The sequence below is a fragment of the Pseudomonas yamanorum genome, from assembly GCF_013386765.1.
In the GTDB taxonomy this organism is placed as follows: Bacteria; Pseudomonadota; Gammaproteobacteria; order Pseudomonadales; family Pseudomonadaceae; genus Aquipseudomonas; species Aquipseudomonas yamanorum_A.
In genome coordinates this window covers 65,796-81,305 of sequence record NZ_JACARE010000056.1, presented here as the reverse complement: position 1 = coordinate 81,305, position 15,510 = coordinate 65,796, and the positions used below count along the sequence as shown (strand labels likewise).

General features: G+C 63.2%; 13 protein-coding genes and 2 riboswitches. Of the genes, 5 read left to right on the top strand and 8 right to left on the bottom strand.

Features of this window, described 5'->3' with window-relative positions; genetic code table 11:
* The 6 genes from HX875_RS30475 to HX875_RS30450 all read right to left on the bottom strand — a co-directional run.
* A partial coding sequence (locus HX875_RS30475; RefSeq protein WP_177048478.1) for a type VI secretion system Vgr family protein occupies window positions 1–964 on the bottom strand: 964 nt, incomplete at its 3' end.
* 109 nt (window positions 965–1,073) lie between these two features.
* Entirely contained in the window at window positions 1,074–1,676 is a 603-nt protein-coding gene (locus tag HX875_RS30470; RefSeq protein WP_177048483.1) for a vWA domain-containing protein, read from the bottom strand.
* 53 nt (window positions 1,677–1,729) lie between these two features.
* The gene (locus tag HX875_RS30465) at window positions 1,730–2,728 is read right to left on the bottom strand and encodes an ATP-binding protein (protein WP_177048476.1); all 999 of its coding nucleotides are present in this window, start codon (window positions 2,726–2,728) and stop codon (window positions 1,730–1,732) included.
* The gene (gene cobN / locus HX875_RS30460; protein WP_177048466.1) at window positions 2,728–6,501 is read right to left on the bottom strand and encodes a cobaltochelatase subunit CobN; all 3,774 of its coding nucleotides are present in this window, start codon (window positions 6,499–6,501) and stop codon (window positions 2,728–2,730) included. The genes HX875_RS30465 and cobN overlap by 1 nt, the downstream gene beginning before the upstream one ends.
* A gap of 3 nt (window positions 6,502–6,504) precedes the next feature.
* Window positions 6,505–7,575, bottom strand: coding sequence for a cobalamin biosynthesis protein CobW (gene cobW / locus HX875_RS30455; RefSeq protein ID WP_177048464.1), 1,071 nt, complete (start codon window positions 7,573–7,575; stop codon window positions 6,505–6,507).
* Window positions 7,576–7,668: 93 nt separating this feature from the next.
* A riboswitch (cobalamin riboswitch) is annotated at window positions 7,669–7,870 on the bottom strand.
* Window positions 7,867–8,388 (bottom strand): winged helix-turn-helix transcriptional regulator, encoded by a 522-nt coding sequence (locus HX875_RS30450; RefSeq protein WP_177048462.1) that lies wholly within the window; start codon window positions 8,386–8,388, stop codon window positions 7,867–7,869. Its footprint overlaps the riboswitch before it by 4 nt.
* A gap of 112 nt (window positions 8,389–8,500) precedes the next feature.
* On the opposite strand from HX875_RS30450, the gene fabF reads away from it, so the two are divergent.
* The 5 genes from fabF to cobM all read left to right on the top strand — a co-directional run bounded on the left by fabF (window position 8,501) and on the right by cobM (window position 12,238).
* Window positions 8,501–9,769, top strand: a complete 1,269-nt coding sequence (gene fabF / locus HX875_RS30445; protein ID WP_177048460.1) for a beta-ketoacyl-ACP synthase II — start codon at window positions 8,501–8,503, stop codon at window positions 9,767–9,769.
* 36 nt (window positions 9,770–9,805) lie between these two features.
* Window positions 9,806–10,023, top strand: a riboswitch (cobalamin riboswitch).
* 97 nt (window positions 10,024–10,120) lie between these two features.
* Window positions 10,121–10,309, top strand: coding sequence for a CbtB domain-containing protein (locus tag HX875_RS30440; protein WP_177048458.1), 189 nt, complete (start codon window positions 10,121–10,123; stop codon window positions 10,307–10,309).
* An 11-nt stretch (window positions 10,310–10,320) separates the two neighbouring features.
* The gene (locus HX875_RS30435) at window positions 10,321–11,019 is read left to right on the top strand and encodes a CbtA family protein (protein WP_177048456.1); all 699 of its coding nucleotides are present in this window, start codon (window positions 10,321–10,323) and stop codon (window positions 11,017–11,019) included.
* Complete coding sequence (locus HX875_RS30430) at window positions 11,016–11,408, top strand: cobalamin biosynthesis protein (RefSeq protein ID WP_177048455.1); 393 nt, start codon at window positions 11,016–11,018, stop codon at window positions 11,406–11,408. Before HX875_RS30435 ends, HX875_RS30430 begins: the two co-directional genes overlap by 4 nt.
* A gap of 83 nt (window positions 11,409–11,491) precedes the next feature.
* Complete coding sequence (gene cobM / locus HX875_RS30425; protein WP_177048453.1) at window positions 11,492–12,238, top strand: precorrin-4 C(11)-methyltransferase; 747 nt, start codon at window positions 11,492–11,494, stop codon at window positions 12,236–12,238.
* Between the two features lie 205 nt (window positions 12,239–12,443).
* On the opposite strand, the gene nfuA is transcribed toward cobM, so the two are convergent.
* Together nfuA and HX875_RS30415 are read right to left on the bottom strand one after the other, a co-directional pair.
* Complete coding sequence (gene nfuA, locus HX875_RS30420) at window positions 12,444–13,028, bottom strand: Fe-S biogenesis protein NfuA (protein WP_003210817.1); 585 nt, start codon at window positions 13,026–13,028, stop codon at window positions 12,444–12,446.
* Between the two features lie 94 nt (window positions 13,029–13,122).
* The gene (locus HX875_RS30415; protein ID WP_177048451.1) at window positions 13,123–15,414 is read right to left on the bottom strand and encodes a fatty acid cis/trans isomerase; all 2,292 of its coding nucleotides are present in this window, start codon (window positions 15,412–15,414) and stop codon (window positions 13,123–13,125) included.
* Between the last annotated feature and the right edge of the window lie 96 nt (window positions 15,415–15,510).

Sequence of the window (15,510 nt, the reverse complement as noted above, 5' to 3'; positions counted from 1 at the left end):
GGGTCTGGCCATTGAGGTAACGCTCGTGGCGCAAGCGGGCGTAGAAGTAGCCGCTTTCGCTTTGCAGGTCTTCGTCGAAGGCGTAGCGGTCGCCCATGACTGTGTAAGGTTCGGCGTAGTGATAGGCCTCGCCGTAGGTGGTGGTGGCGCCACGGGTTTGGTCGATTTCCCCGTTCAGGTGGGCGTGGGCCACGCGGTGGTGGTAGCTGCGAATATTGACGTGCTGCTCCACCACCTGATGGCTGGATTGCAGGTTCCACACGCCGTCTTGCCCGGTGCTGCTGAGCCCGGATTGCGGGCGGTAGGCAAGCTCGACATTGAATTGGTAATGGCGTTGGTCGTCGTGGAATTCCACCACCTCGATGTTCAGGCGTTCATCGCGGGTGAAGCGGTACCAGATGCCCACATCAGCCAGCAGGCGGGTGATGAATGCCAAATCGCTCTCGCCGTACTGCATGACCTGGTCGCGCTTGGGGTAGTCGCGCACCAGGTTGAAGAAGAAGTCCTGGCCTTCAAAGTCGTGGCGGTTGCGCAGGATGCTTTCGACGATCTGCGGGACGGATTGGTGCTGGTAGATGCGGAACTGCTGGCCTCGCCCCAGCAGGGCAAAGTGGGGTTCCAGGGTGATTTCGTAGCGGGCTTCATCAACGGAGCCGGACAGGCGTTTGAAGCCGGTGACTACGCCATGCAGCGTGCGCAACTGCCTGGCAGGCGGCTGGATGAAACCGCGCATCGGCGATTGCTGCGGTGCGCTGTACAAGCTGAACGTGGCGTTCTGACCGAGCATTTTCTCGGCAGCAATGTCGCGGGCGGTGCTGGTGAACTCCACGCGGTAGTTGAACAGTTCGCTCAGGCCCTCTGTGCCTTCGAAGGCGAGAACGTCAAGTACTGCATCAACGTTGCGAACGGTGAGTTTATGGCGGCTGTGGTCAAAAAACGGGAAGGGTGATGCGCTGGAGGTCATGCCTTTTCATCCCTGGACTTTGCGAGAGGCCAGAGAGTAAAGATTTGCTATCGGTGAATAATGTCAGAAGATTCCTCTTTACAAGCAAGGCGCTTCCCGTTTCGACTTTTTACAAGTTATCAATGTGCCAGTAGTCCACCCGCAATCCGGTCGCCAGCTCTTTTGCCCTCCCCAACCGAATCGGCCCACGTTCGATATCCACCAGCAAGCCCGGGCAGTCCAGTTGCGGCAACCCCGCCACATCCTTCAGCCGCCCATCCGTGACCACCAGCAAACGCTGCTGCTCCGCCGGATACCGCTTGCGCCGGGCCACCAGCCAATGGCCTGCCTCTGTTAGCGCCGCCAACAAGGGCGTACCGCCGCCTGCACCGAGCCCGTCAAGCCAATGACCAAGCCCCTTAGCCGCCTTTAATCCCTGCACCTGCCATTTCGGCGATTGCCCGCTCGCGGTGAGCAACGCCATGCGCGCCCGCTGCCGATAGGCGTCGTCAAACAGCTGAGCCAGCAACCCTTTGGCATCCATCAGCGCCTGATGCCGCCGGGTGGAGGCCGACGCATCGACAATCACCAGCCACAGTTCGTGGGGCATGCGGCTGCGCAGTTGGTACAGCACGTCTTCACGGCGTTGCGGCCGCCCGCCGAGCAAGGTGCCCGGCCAGTTGATCGAACCTTCGGTCGCGCTGCGCGCCTGCCCTCGCCGGCCCTTGTTCAGTCGACCCGCCTTGGGCCGTGCATCCGCCCCCGCGTCAGGCTTGGGGCGGATGCCTAGGGCTTTTTTGGCCAGGTGGGCACATCTCGGCGAGCGCCTATCGGCAAGGCAGGTGCGGGCATGTCGCCCCATTGGCCCTGGCCTTCCGGCGAATCATCGGGCTTGGGTGATTGACCGCCAGCGGGCGGCGTCAAAGGTGGCGATTGCTCCTGGCGACGGTGGCGCAGGGCGAATTCCGCAACGGCTTCGATATCTTCGTCGCCGATGACCGTCGCCCCCCGCCAGGCCGCATGGGCACGGGCGCCACGCAGCCAGACCAGGTCTGCGCGCAGGCCGTCCACGCCAGCGGCAAAGCAGCGTTCGGTAATCTGCGCCAGCGCGTGGTCATCCAGCGGGATGCTCTCCAAGTGCGCCCGCGCCTGGGTGCAGCGCTCGCGCAACGCGGCCTGCTGATCGGCCCATTGCCCACAGAAACCCTGGGGGTCGCTGTCAAAATCCAGCCGGCGACGGATGATCTGCCCACGTTCGGCCGGCTGGGTGTGCCCGCTCAGTGCCACGTTGAAGCCAAAGCGGTCGAGCAATTGCGGGCGCAACTCGCCCTCTTCCGGGTTCATGGTGCCGATCAGCACGAAACGCGCCGAATGCCGGTGGGAAATCCCGTCGCGTTCGATCAGGTTGGTGCCGCTGGCGGCCACGTCCAGCAGCAGGTCCACCAGATGGTCGGGCAGCAGGTTGACTTCATCCACGTAGAGCACGCCGCCGTCGGCCTTGGCCAGCACGCCTGGGGAAAACTGGGCGCGACCTTCACCGAGCGCCGCGTCCAGATCCAGCGTGCCCACCAGGCGTTCCTCGGTGGCGCCCAAGGGCAGCGTGACGAACTGGCCGCTGGCGAGCAGGTCCGCCAGGCCACGGGCCAGGGTGGACTTGGCCATGCCACGCGGACCTTCGATCAGCACGCCGCCGATCTTCGGGTCGATGGCGGTCAGGCACAGGGCCAGTTTCAGGTCATCGGCGCCGACAACGGCGGACAGCGGGAAATGCGGGAGGTCGGTCATCAACTGCCTTCTTCTATATCCAACAACAGGTTTTCCAACGCCTCGCGGTACGCCCCAGGCTCCTGCCACATGCCGCGCTGCTGGGCTTCGAGCATGCGCTCGGTCATGTCCCGCAGGGCATCCGGGTTGTGCTGCTGCACAAACGCCCGGGTGTCCGGGTCGAGCAAGTAGGCATCCGCCAGCAACGCGTACTGGTGATCGTCGATCAGCGCGGTGGTGGCGTCGAACGCGAACAGATTGTCCACGGTGGCCGCCATTTCGAACGCGCCTTTATAGCCGTGGCGCTTCACCCCTTCGATCCACTTCGGGTTGGCCGCCCGGGCACGGATCACCCGGTTCAACTCTTCCTTCAGCGTGCGCACCTTCGGCAGGTCCGGCTGGCTGTGGTCACCATGATAGCTGGCGGCCTTGTCGCCGCTCAGGGTTTCCACGGCGGCGAGCATGCCGCCCTGGAATTGGTAGTAATCATTGGAGTCGAGCAAGTCATGCTCGCGGTTGTCCTGGTTCTGCAACACCGCCTGCACCTGGCTCAAGCGCTGGGCAAACTGTTCGCGGGCGGCGGTGCCTTCGTCGGAGCCGCCATAGGCGTAGCCACCCCAGTTCAAGTAGACCTCAGCCAGGTCTTCGCGGCTTTGCCACAAGCGCCCGTCAATTGCGCCCTGCACGCCGGCACCGTAGGCACCGGGCTTGGCGCCGAAGATCCTCCAACCCGCCTGTTTCGCGGCGGCCTCCTCATCCAGGCCCGAAAGGCGCAAGGCCTCACGCTCGCTGCGCACCTTGGCCGCCAGCGGGTTCAGGTCATCCGGTTCGTCCAGTGCCGCCACCGCCTGCACCGCCGCGTCGAACAGACGGATCAGGTTGGCGAACGCATCGCGGAAGAACCCCGACACGCGCAACGTCACGTCCACACGCGGCCGGTCCAGCAGGCTGATGGGCAGGATTTCAAAGTCATCCACCCGCTGGCTGCCCGTGGCCCACACCGGGCGCACGCCCATCAGTGCCATGGCCTGGGCGATGTCGTCACCGCCGGTGCGCATGGTGGCGGTGCCCCACACCGACAGGCCGAGCTGGCGCAGGTGGTCGCCGTGGTCTTGCAGGTGACGCTCCAGAATCAGGTTCGCCGACTGGAAACCGATGCGCCAGGCCGTGGTGGTCGGCAGGTTGCGCACATCCACCGAGAAGAAATTCCGCCCGGTGGGCAACACATCCAGGCGGCCCCGGCTCGGCGCACCGCTAGGGCCGGCGGGCACAAAACGCCCGCTCAAGGCATCCAGCAAGCCGCGCATTTCCGCCGGGCCGCAGGCATCCAGGCGCGGCGCGACGACAATGCGCAGGCTCTCGATCACCGACTTCACGTCCTCCCAGCCCGGCTCTTCAAGCTGTTCCACCGGCCCTTCCAGCGCCTGCTCGATCAGGCGGGCGGCATACAATTCGAGGCGTTCGCGGGTGTCGCCCGCGGTGCGCCACAACTGCGAGTCAATCTTCTGCATTACCAAGGGGCGGCGCCCGGTCCAGGGTTCGGCCAGGGCGCAATCCAGCGGGTCGAAGCCCAGCTCAAAAGCCTTGGCCAATACCCGCAGCAGGCTCGATTGCGGCCCGCGCCCATCACCCCGGGGGATGCGCAACAACGCCAGCAAGGTGTCGATGCGCAAGCGGCCTTCAGGTGACTCACCAAAGATGTGCAGGCCATCGCGAATCTGCGACTCCTTCAAGTCGCACAGATAGGTGTCCAGGCGCGGCAGCCAGATGGCGGCGTCGGTGTCGCTGTCGAGATTTTCGTCGAGGGCCAGTTCCTGGTCGATACGGGTTTCGCGCACCAGCTTGAGGATGTCCTTCTGCAACTCGCGGGCACGCCGTGGGTCGAGCAACTGGGCTTCGTAATATTCGTCGGCCAGTAATTCAAGGTCGCGCAACGGCCCGTAGGTTTCGGCGCGGGTCAGCGGCGGCATCAAGTGGTCGATGATCACCGCCTGGGTGCGCCGCTTGGCCTGGGCACCCTCGCCCGGGTCGTTGACGATAAACGGGTAGATATTCGGCAGCGGACCCAGCAGTGCGTCCGGCCAGCAGTTCTCGGAAAGCCCGACGCCCTTGCCCGGCAGCCACTCCAGGTTGCCGTGCTTGCCGACGTGAATTACGCCGTGAGCGCCGTAGGTCTGGCGCAACCAGAAGTAGAACGCCAGGTAGCCGTGGGGCGGCACCAGGTCCGGGTCGTGATAGACGGCGCTGGCGTCCACCTGATAACCCCGGGCCGGCTGGATGCCGACGAAGGTCAGGCCAAAGCGCAGGCCGGCGATCATCATGCGCCCGTCGCGGAACATCGGATCGGTGTGCGGCGTACCCCAGCGCGCCAACACCGCCTGGCGATTGGATTCGGGCAAGCGGTTGAACATCGCTTCATAGTCATCGAGCGCGAGGCTTTGATGGCACGGGCGCAGGTCGAGGCTGTCGAGGTCGTTGCTGATGCCGCCCAACAGCTCCTGAATCAACGCCGTGCCGCTCTGCGGCAACACGTCCGGCAACGGATAACCTTCGGTCTTCAAGGCCCGCAGGATATTCAACGCGGCGGCCGGGGTGTCGAGCCCCACGCCATTGCCGATACGCCCGTTCCGGGTCGGGTAGTTGGCGAGGATCAGCGCAATGCGCTTTTCGCCATTCGGCACCCGCGCCAGCTCGACCCAGCGCCGCGCCAGCTCGGCGACAAAGTCCATGCGTTCCGGCTGCGCGCGATAGCACACCACATCGGACTGGCTGCGCTCGCTGCGCCAGGCCAGGTCCTTGAAGCTGATGGGCCGGCTGATGATGCGCCCGTCCAGTTCCGGCAACGCGATGTGCATCGCCAGGTCCCGTGGGCCGAGACCTTGCTCGCTGGCCTGCCAGCCGGGCTCGTTGTCCTGGGCGCAAATCGCCTGGATCACCGGAATGTTGCGGCGAAACGGCCGCAGGTGCGGCGCTTCGGGGCTGGATTGGGCAAAGCCGGTGGTGTTTAGAATCACCGAGGCGTGCACTTCGTCCAGCAGGTCTTCGACCACCGTCAGGCAGCCGGGCTCTTTCAGACTGGCCACCGCCATCGGCAACGGATTAAGACCCGCCGCCTGCAAGCGCTGGCAAAAAACATCGATAAAGCCGGTATTGGCCGCCTGCAGGTGAGAGCGGTAGAACAGCACCGCCGCCACCGGGAAACCAGGTTGCCAGTCCGCCTGCCAATCGTTGAGGCGGGCATTGGCTTTGTGCGGGTGATAAATCGCGGTACGCGGCAGGGTTTGCGGCTCGCTCCAGGGGTAATCGCGCCCCAGATAGCCGGCCGCCAGGCAACGATAAAAGTCCAGCGCGTTACCCAACCCGCCCTGGCGCAGGAAGTGCCAGAGCCGGTCACGTTCCTCGGCGCCCACGGTGCTCAGGCCGCTGAGTTCCGGGTCCGGGCGATCGTCCCCCGGCACCAGGATCAGCTGCACACCGCGCTCGGCCAGCTCAACCAGACGCTCGATACCGTACCGCCAATAACCAATGCCGCCGTGCAGCGAAATCAGGATGACCTTGGCGTGGCGCAGCACCTCGTCCACATACAGGTCGACCGAGGCATGGTTCTGCACCTGCATCGGGTTGGCCAGGCGCAGGCTCGGGTAATCCTCGGGCAACTGCTGAGCCGCTTCGGCCAGCAGCGCCAGGCTGGAATCACCGCTGCACAGGATCACCAGCTCGGCGGGGGTTTGGCCAAGGTCGGCAATGTTGTCATCCGAGACGAAACCGCCGGGCTGGGTCCTGAGCAGGTGCATGGGTTAAACGCTGAGGGCAGCGCGCAATTGCGCTTCGAGCAAGGCGGCGTCCAGTTCCTGGCCGATCAGCACCAGGTGCGTGGCGCGCGGCTCGTCGGTGCGCCAGGCGCGGTCGAAGTGCTTGTCGAAACGCGTGCCCACGCCCTGGATCAGCAGGCGCATCGGTTTGTTCGGGATCGCGGCGAAACCCTTGACCCGCAGGATGCCGTGTTTGACCACCAGTTGCGTCAGGGCGTCGAGCAGCAGGCTTTCGTCGGCCTGGGGCAGTTCGATGGAGATGGAGTCGAAGGCGTCGTGGTCATGCTCGTGGTTAAGGGGGTCTTCACCTTCGTGGTGATCGTGGTGGCTGTGGCGGCCGTCGATGTGCTCTTCGGAGCCGGCGCCCAGGCCGATCAATACGTCCAGCGGCAGGCGACCGCTGCTGGCTTCAATGACTTTTACCGCTGGCGGCAGCTCTTCGGCCACTTCCAGGCGCACACGGGCCAGGTCTTCAGGGCTGATCAGGTCGCACTTGTTGAGGATCACCAGGTCGGCACTGGCCAACTGGTCGGCGAACAGCTCGTGCAGTGGGGATTCGTGGTCCAGGTTCGGGTCGAGTTTGCGCTGGGCGTCGACCTGGTCCGGGAATGCGGCGAAGGTGCCGGCGGCCACGGCCGGGCTGTCGACCACAGTGATCACCGCGTCAACGGTGCAGGCACTGCGGATTTCCGGCCACTGGAACGCCTGGACCAACGGTTTTGGCAGGGCCAGGCCTGAAGTTTCGATGAGGATATGGTCGAGGTCGCCGCGGCGCGCCACCAGTTCGCGCATCACCGGGAAGAACTCTTCCTGGACGGTGCAGCACAGGCAACCGTTGGCCAGCTCGTAGACGCGGCCGTTGGCTTCTTCCTCGGTGCAGCCGATGGAGCATTGCTTGAGGATTTCACCGTCAATGCCCAGCTCGCCGAACTCGTTGACGATCACTGCAATGCGGCGCCCCTGGGCGTTGTCCAGCATGTGGCGCAGCAAGGTGGTCTTGCCCGAGCCGAGGAAGCCGGTAACGATGGTGACGGGGAGTTTGGCCAGTGTTTTCATCGGATGCCCTTTGGGGCGGGCATACGGGACGAGTGGCCCTGCGCGGGTGCGCAGAAGCAGAATTCGCCACCGGATCACCCCGCCCGGTTGAAGTAGAAAATCGGTTGCGAGGCAGGTCTCCTGGCTTGGGGCTTGCCGGCGATGAAGCCGGCGCTGGCTGCGCCTTCCCGCTTTGTTCAGGCAGTGGCGTGGCAGTCAGATAAACCCTTTACAGTTGCGGGGGCAGCCGCGGCATTGACCGCGTTCCCTTCTTAGCTTCGACCTGGGCCGAAGAACCTCGAACGTGCAAGGCTACGCAGTGCGCGGGGACGGGTCAATGTCCGAGCGCTTGGCGCGAAGCAGCGCCAGGCGCTCCAGCATGCCCTCGCTCGCTGCCGGCCCGGCTTGCACGCTGCATTGTTCAACGGGCACGCGCACGCCGCTACCGGCTTCCACCACCGCCACTTCCACCGGGCGCCGGGTTTCCCGGTCGACCAACTGCAGGCTTTCACCTTCGGTAGCGAAGTGGCGGTTGCCCCAGCCGATAAACGCCATGATCACCACGCGGAAATCCTCGCCCATAGGCGTCGGCACGTACTCGAAACGCGGCGGCCGCTCGCTGTATTGCCGGCGCGCAAGCAACCCCGCGTCCACCAGGCTGTTGAGCCGGCGCGTGAGCATGTTGGGGGCGATCTCCAGGCTCTGGGAAAACTCGTCAAAACGCCGCAAGCCTTGCAGCGCATCGCGCATGATCAGGATGCTCCACCACTCGCCTACCCTTTCCACTCCACGGGCTACCGGGCATTCGGCATTCACCAGCGACTTACGTTGCATTGCAGTTCCTCTGTGGGGCGACCCCGAAAATTTAAGCTGTTCGATGTTACTTTCATAATGATAGTTTCGTCGCAGCATTGCTACCAAACTGAAATTGCGGAGCTAAGCGATCATGAATAAGCGAATTGTTGTGACCGGCATGGGTGCAGTGACCCCGCTGGCAACCGGCGTGGAACAGACCTGGAAACGCTTGCTGGCCGGCGAGTCCGGCATCCGCCGGCTGCCCGAGGAATTGGTCGGGGACCTGGCAATCAGCATTGGCGGCCAGGTGTTGGGCCGTGATCAGGACCCACACGCAGGTTTCGACCCCGACAGCGTGATCTCCGCCAAAGAGCAACGCAAGATGGATCGGTTCATCGTATTTGCCCTCGCCGCTGCGCAGGAAGCCTTGGCGCAAGCCGGCTGGGCACCGCAAACCCCGGCGCAGCAAGAACGCACCGCGACCATTATCGCCTCCGGCGTGGGTGGCTTCCCCGCGATTGCCGAGGCAGTGCGCACCGCGGACAGTAAAGGGCCGCGCCGCCTGTCGCCATTCACGATTCCGTCCTTCCTCGGCAACATGGCCGCCGGGCATGTGTCGATCCAGCATCATCTGAAAGGCCCGCTGGGCTCCCCGGTCACCGCCTGCGCCGCCGGCGTGCAAGCGATTGGTGATGCCGCGCGGATGATCCGCGCCGGCGAAATCGACATCGCCGTATGTGGCGGCGCCGAAGCCTGCATCCACCGGGTCAGCCTCGGCGGTTTTGCCGCCGCGCGTGCGCTGTCCAGCGATTACAACGACACGCCGGCACTCGCCTCGCGCCCGTTTGATCAAGGCCGCGATGGATTTGTGATGGGCGAAGGCGCTGGCTTATTGGTGATCGAGGAACTGGAGCATGCGCTGGCCCGGGGTGCGACGCCGATTGCGGAGCTGGTGGGTTATGGCACCAGCGCAGACGCTTATCACATGACGTCGGGGCCGGAAGATGGCTCGGGTGCCCGACGGGCGATGGAGTTGGCGATTGCCCAGGCCGGGATCACACCGGCACAGATCCAGCACCTGAACGCCCATGCCACCTCCACGCCGGTGGGCGATAACGGCGAGCTGGCGGCGATCAATACGCTGTTCGGAGCAGACTCGACTGTCGCTATCAGTGCCACAAAATCGGCGACCGGCCACCTGCTGGGCGCGGCGGGCGGGATTGAGGCGATCTTCACCGTGCTTGCCTTGCGCGACCAGATTGCCCCGGCCACCCTCAACTTGGACAACCCCGACCCCGCCGCTGCCGGGCTGAACCTGATTCGCGGCACAGCCCGGCAGTTGCCGATTGAATACGCGATTTCCAATGGTTTCGGGTTTGGCGGCGTCAATGCCAGCGTGCTGTTCAAACGCTGGAGTTAAACCGGCGATTTGACGCCCATCGCCCGGCCATGCTCTCCTACACATCTTGTTTCGGGTGCCCTTCACAGGGTGAAACGGGAAACCGGTGAGTCATATGCTTTTATTCAAGGGCATGACGAGTCCGGTGCTGCCCCCGCAACGGTAAGCGAGCGAAGTGTCAGATCCACTGTGTCGTTACGGCATGGGAAGGCGATGCTTTCAGGCGATACATGCCCCTCGCAAGCCCGGAGACCGGCCCGAAAAAATCAGATAACAAACCCGCGGTGGGCGGGCGCTGTTCAAAACCCTGCGTGCCTGGCTCGCGGGGTTTTCATGCGCTCGTGCCACCCTGAAACCCAGAAGGGACGCGCCATGTCGATCATCACCAGCACCGCCTCTACCGCCAGCACCACCGCCACCCTCAGCCAACGCCTGACCGCCGCCATCGGCGCGTCGATCCTCGGCGCGTGCCTGGTGTATTTCGCCGGGTTCTCGCATATCGAAGCGGTGCACAACGCCGCCCACGATACCCGCCACAGCGCCGCGTTCCCGTGCCATTGAGACCTGTCGACATGATCAAGCGTATTGCGCAAACCGCAGGTTTCACCGGTCTTCTGGCCGCCTTGTTGCTGACCCTGCTGCAAAGCTTCTGGGTCGCTCCGCTGATTTTGCAGGCGGAAACCTTCGAAAACGCCCCGGCCGCCACCGAAGTGCATGAGCATGCCGGCGCCGCAGCCCACACCCACGATGCGCAAGCCTGGGAGCCGGAAGACGGCTGGCAGCGTGTGCTGTCCACCACTGGCGGCAACCTGGTGGTTGCAGTGGGCTTTGCCCTGATGCTTGCCGGCCTGTACACCCTGCGTGCGCCGACCCGCACGGCCCAAGGCCTGCTGTGGGGCCTGGCCGGTTACGCCACGTTCGTGCTGGCGCCGACCCTGGGTTTGCCGCCTGAATTGCCGGGCACTGCCGCTGCTGACCTGGCACAACGACAAATCTGGTGGATCGGCACCGCAGCCTCTACCGCCGCCGGTATCGCGCTGATAGTGTTCGGCCGCAATTGGCTGCTGAAAGTGCTGGGCGCGGCGATCCTGGCGGTGCCCCACGTGATTGGTGCGCCACAGCCGGAAGTCCACTCGATGCTGGCGCCAGAGGCGCTGGAAGCTCAGTTCAAGATCGCCTCGCAACTGACCAACGTGGCCTTCTGGCTGGCGCTGGGCCTGATCAGTGCCTGGTTGTTCCGCCGTAACCGTGATGGCCAGTATTCGGCATGATCCTCGCGGTTGGCCTGGGTTGCCAGCGGGGTTGTCCTGTCGACGCCCTGCTTGACCTGTTCAATGCCGCCCTTGCCGAGGGTGGCATTGAGCGCCAACGCATCAGCGCATTGGCCAGTATCGATCGCAAGCAGGATGAGCCGGGGTTGCTCGCACTGTCCCAGGCTCTGAAGCTGCCCTTGACGTTTTTTAATACGGCTCAACTGCTGCCTTATGAAGATCGACTGAGCCATAAGTCAGACACCGTTTTTACCCACACCGGCTGCTACGGCATCGCTGAAAGTGCCGCCCTGGCCCTGGCTGAACACCTGTCCCAGCGCCCTGCCACCCTGTTGATCACGCGCAAAAAAACCGCCCAGGCCACCTTTGCATTGGCTTGCGCCGGCTGAATTCCCGATAATCATCAGCTTCGATCATGAGCAATCTTCATCTGAAGGCCTGCTCGCGTGCTTTTTTTCACAGGAATGTATCCATGACTGTCTTTTTCATCGGCGCAGGCCCAGGCGACCCGGAACTGATTACCGTCAAGGGCCAGCGGCTGATTCGCAGTTGCCCGGTGATTATCTATGCCGGCTCGCTGGTACCGGCGGCGGTGCTTGAGGGGCATCAGGCGGAATTGGTGGTCAACAGTGCTGAATTGCATCTGGAACAGATCATCGAGCTGATCAAGACCGCCCACGGGAAAGGCCAGGACGTGGCGCGCGTGCATTCCGGGGACCCGAGTTTGTATGGAGCGATTGGCGAGCAGATTCGCCTGTTGCGGGAGCTGGGAATTCCTTTCCAGATCATTCCCGGCGTCACCGCCGTAGCGGCCTGTGCGGCGTTGCTGGAGGCTGAACTGACCCTGCCGGACATTGCCCAAAGCGTGATTCTGACGCGTTATGCCGACAAGACGGCGATGCCCGAGGGCGAGGCGTTCAGCAGCCTGGCGCAGCATGGCACGACCATGGCGATTCACCTGGGGGTGAATCATCTGGAGAAGATCGTGGCCGAGTTGTTGCCTCACTATGGCGCGGACTGCCCGATTGCCGTGGTGCATCGGGCGACCTGGCCGGATCAGGACTGGGCGGTGGGTACCCTGGGGGATATTGCCGGGAAGGTAGCGGCCAAGGGCTTTCGGCGTACCGCGCTGATTTTGGTGGGCCGGGTGTTGGCGAGTGACAGTTTCAGCGAATCCTCACTGTATCGAGCGGGCCACGCCCACCTCTACCGCCCCTGAAGAAACACAGTAAAAATGTGGGAGCTGGCTTGCCTGCGATAGTAGTGTGTCAGCCAAAGCATCCGACATTGACCCACCGCTATCGCAGGCAAGCCAGCTCCCACACTTAATGTAAACTGTCATGATTTTCGTGCAAACCACTGAATAAAAAGCATAAAAAAACGGCGCTCACGGGGCGCCGTTTTTTATGTCCGCAGCGAACGCCTTAGTAGTAAGCGTTTTCTTTCTGCGTATGGTCAGTCACGTCACGCACACCCTTGAGCTCCGGAACACGCTCCAGCAAGGTGCGCTCGATGCCTTCACGCAAGGTCACGTCCGCCTGGCCGCAGCCCTGGCAACCGCCACCGAACTTCAACACGGCAATCCCGTCATCCACTACGTCGATCAGGCTCACCTGACCGCCGTGGCTGGCCAGCCCCGGGTTGATCTCGGTTTGCAGGTAGTAGTTGATGCGCTCGTTGATCGGGCTGTCCGCATTGACATTCGGCACCTTGGCGTTCGGCGCCTTGATGGTCAGCTGGCCACCCATGCGATCGGTGGCGTAATCAACCACCGCATCGTCAAGGAACGCTTCACTGAACGCATCGATATACGCGGTGAAGCTTTTCAGCCCCAGCGCCGTATCTTCAGGTTTCTCTTCACCCGGCTTGCAGTAGGCAATGCAGGTCTCGGCGTACTGGGTGCCGGGCTGGGTGATAAAGACGCGGATGCCGATACCCGGTGTGTTCTGCTTCGACAGCAGGTCAGCCAGGTAATCGTGGGCGGCGTCGGTAATGGTTATGGCAGTCATGGAAACTCCTCACAGGCTTGCCGGCAGTTTACGCCAAATTATTACCGAGGTACAAAGTCCTAGTAATTTTGTCGGAAAAGACTTTCGCCCCTGCTCAAAGGTTTTCATAGCGGTTCATATCCAGCACACCCTCTTCCACCGGCGTGGTTTCGCGGATGTACTGCGACAAGTCGTGAAAATACTGCCAGAACAACGGGTGACTGCGGCGAATGCCCCAACGGTCGACAATCTTCTCGAAACGATTGGCGTCCTTGGCATTCTCCATGGCGGCGACAAACGCCGGCACCTGCTCCGCCGGGATGTTGAACATGAAGTTCGGGTAGCTGCTCAGCACGCCGGGGTAGAGGGTCACGGTGTCCAGGCCCGGTTGATAGCGATAAGCCTCACCCAGCATGAACGCCACGTTGCTGTGGGCGCGGTTGCGCAACAGGCTGTACATCTCACGCTTGCCGCTACGCGTCTCGATGCGCAGCATGGTCGCTTCCGGCAACTGGTCGATCACCTTGAGCCCCGCCGCCGGGCGGTTGGTCAGGCGGCTCAGGGCCTGTTCGGCGTCCTGCAGCGCCGGGTCGATACCGGGGCGCGAGCAATAGGCGCTGACGCAGCGGTTGATCGGGTCCGGGCTGGCATTCAAGTCGCCGTAACGGGCCAGCAACTGGTTGGCAAAGTCACGCTTGGGGTCTTTTTCATCGAGCTTGAGCCCGGTGGGTTTGTCGTCGTCAATGGCCTCGTAGTCCAGCCACAGCTTGACCTTGCCGCTGTTCTGGTACCAATCGTCGAGGAAATCGTCCCGGGAATCCGCCGGCATCAAGCGCAGGAAGTTCTGCTCGGCGCCGTTGCGGATCAGGTCGAAATACAGGCGCGTCTGCGCTTGGTGGGAGACGTTGCCGAACACGTCGAAATTCACTGCCAACTGGTAGTAGGTGCGTTCCAGCAGCGGATAGTCGAACAGCCACATCGTCTGCGGCACTTCGCCAATCAGGCCCTTGGTCACCGACGCACTGTCAAAGTGGCGAAAGATCGTCAGCAGCGCGTTGTCATTGCCGGCCCACAGGCTCGACCAGCTTGGCGGCGGCACGTCGGCGTAACTGTCACGGCGAAGCGCTTCGTACTCATTGCGCTTGTCGCGGTATTTGATCCAGAGGCTGAGCACGCTGCCCACATCATCAATTTGCCCTGGCATCGCCAGCAGCGGCGTGGCCTGGCCGCGGTAGCGGGCATCGGTGATGTACAGGTCGTGGTCGGGGTCCTGGAACAAGGTCCAGAAGTTGTCGCGGATCACGTCCGTGGCGATTTGGCCCCGGCATACCGGCCCGCGAATAAAGGTGCGCACGAAGTATTCGGCGTTATCCAGCATGAACTGGTAGCGCGCCTTGGCCGGAATCGCTTCAAACGTCTCGAACGGGTTGGCCCGGCGGCCCGGCCCGTAACCCGGCAAGGCGTGCACCTGCCAGTCGTCGGTGTAGAACAGCGACTTGATCCGGGCCATTTTCTCGGCACTGAACGGATAGGTGATGTGGGTCTTGTGCACGATCACGCCCTGCACCGGCCACAGGCGGTAGTAGATCTGGGTGCCCGGGTCGTCGTTGGGGCGGCGGGTATTGATCAGGTCGATCGGCTGGCCGCTGGGTGTACGCGAACGTACCCACTGGAAGAAATGCCCCGGTTCGCCACCTTCAAAGTAGATGTGGGCCAGGAACAGATGCTCGAACAACCAGCGCGCCACCAGGCTTTCCCGGGCGCCGGGCTGGTTGAACAGGTTTTCCCATTGCTGCACCTGCAGGGCTTCCTTGGCGCTCGGCGCCAGGCCTTGTTCGTCGATCGGGGCACCTGAGGCCAGCCAGCGTTGCAACGTCTGGTATTGCTGGTCGGTCAGGCCGGTGACCGCCAGCGGCATGCCTTCCTTGGGGTGGCTGCCAGCGTAGGCGTTGAACTCGCCCGGCATCGGGCAGGTGTTTTCGCGGTTCAGGCCCAGCACGATGTCGTCGGGCAGCTTGGCGTTGGGCTGCAAGGGCGCGTTATGCCCCAGCTCCAGCATCCGCGCCATCAGCGCGGCCTGGCTGCCCTGGGCGTCGAGCACCGAGTAGAAACCCTTTTGCTGCCAGGCCGCCTTGCCAAAGGCGTCATAGAACAAGCGCGTCGGCTGGCTGGCCTGGCTGCGTTCGCCGTCGTACACCGGCACTTTGGTCGCGCCACGTGCGGCCCCTTCGGCGCTGCCCAGGTTGAGCTGGCAGGCCGAGTCATAGCAGGCGTGGCAGGCCACACATTTCTCGGTGAAGATCGGCTGGATATCACGGGTATAAGAGATCGCCGGAGCGGGACCTTCTGCCTGTGCGGTGAGGGCGAACAGCGCAAACGCGGCGCTGACGATGAGGCGAAGTGACATGTTCCCGGTCCCGATTCAATGCGTGCAGTAAAAAATCCTACGCAATTCTACCGACCTGCAGCCCTCACCAACATGAGCGATATTCATGCAAAACCT

What these genes read in the sequence shown, in the direction of transcription:
- HX875_RS30465 (WP_177048476.1), bottom strand. Translation starts at nt 2,728, where the DNA reads ATGACCGACCTCCCGCATTTCCCGCTGTCCGCCGTTGTCGGCGCCGAT.
- cobN (WP_177048466.1), bottom strand. Translation starts at nt 6,501, where the DNA reads ATGCACCTGCTCAGGACCCAGCCCGGCGGTTTCGTCTCGGATGACAAC.
- cobW (WP_177048464.1), bottom strand. Translation starts at nt 7,575, where the DNA reads ATGAAAACACTGGCCAAACTCCCCGTCACCATCGTTACCGGCTTCCTC.
- HX875_RS30450 (WP_177048462.1), bottom strand. Translation starts at nt 8,388, where the DNA reads ATGCAACGTAAGTCGCTGGTGAATGCCGAATGCCCGGTAGCCCGTGGA.
- fabF (WP_177048460.1), top strand. Translation starts at nt 8,501, where the DNA reads ATGAATAAGCGAATTGTTGTGACCGGCATGGGTGCAGTGACCCCGCTG.
- HX875_RS30440 (WP_177048458.1), top strand. Translation starts at nt 10,121, where the DNA reads ATGTCGATCATCACCAGCACCGCCTCTACCGCCAGCACCACCGCCACC.
- HX875_RS30435 (WP_177048456.1), top strand. Translation starts at nt 10,321, where the DNA reads ATGATCAAGCGTATTGCGCAAACCGCAGGTTTCACCGGTCTTCTGGCC.
- HX875_RS30430 (WP_177048455.1), top strand. Translation starts at nt 11,016, where the DNA reads ATGATCCTCGCGGTTGGCCTGGGTTGCCAGCGGGGTTGTCCTGTCGAC.
- cobM (WP_177048453.1), top strand. Translation starts at nt 11,492, where the DNA reads ATGACTGTCTTTTTCATCGGCGCAGGCCCAGGCGACCCGGAACTGATT.
- nfuA (WP_003210817.1), bottom strand. Translation starts at nt 13,028, where the DNA reads ATGACTGCCATAACCATTACCGACGCCGCCCACGATTACCTGGCTGAC.
- HX875_RS30415 (WP_177048451.1), bottom strand. Translation starts at nt 15,414, where the DNA reads ATGTCACTTCGCCTCATCGTCAGCGCCGCGTTTGCGCTGTTCGCCCTC.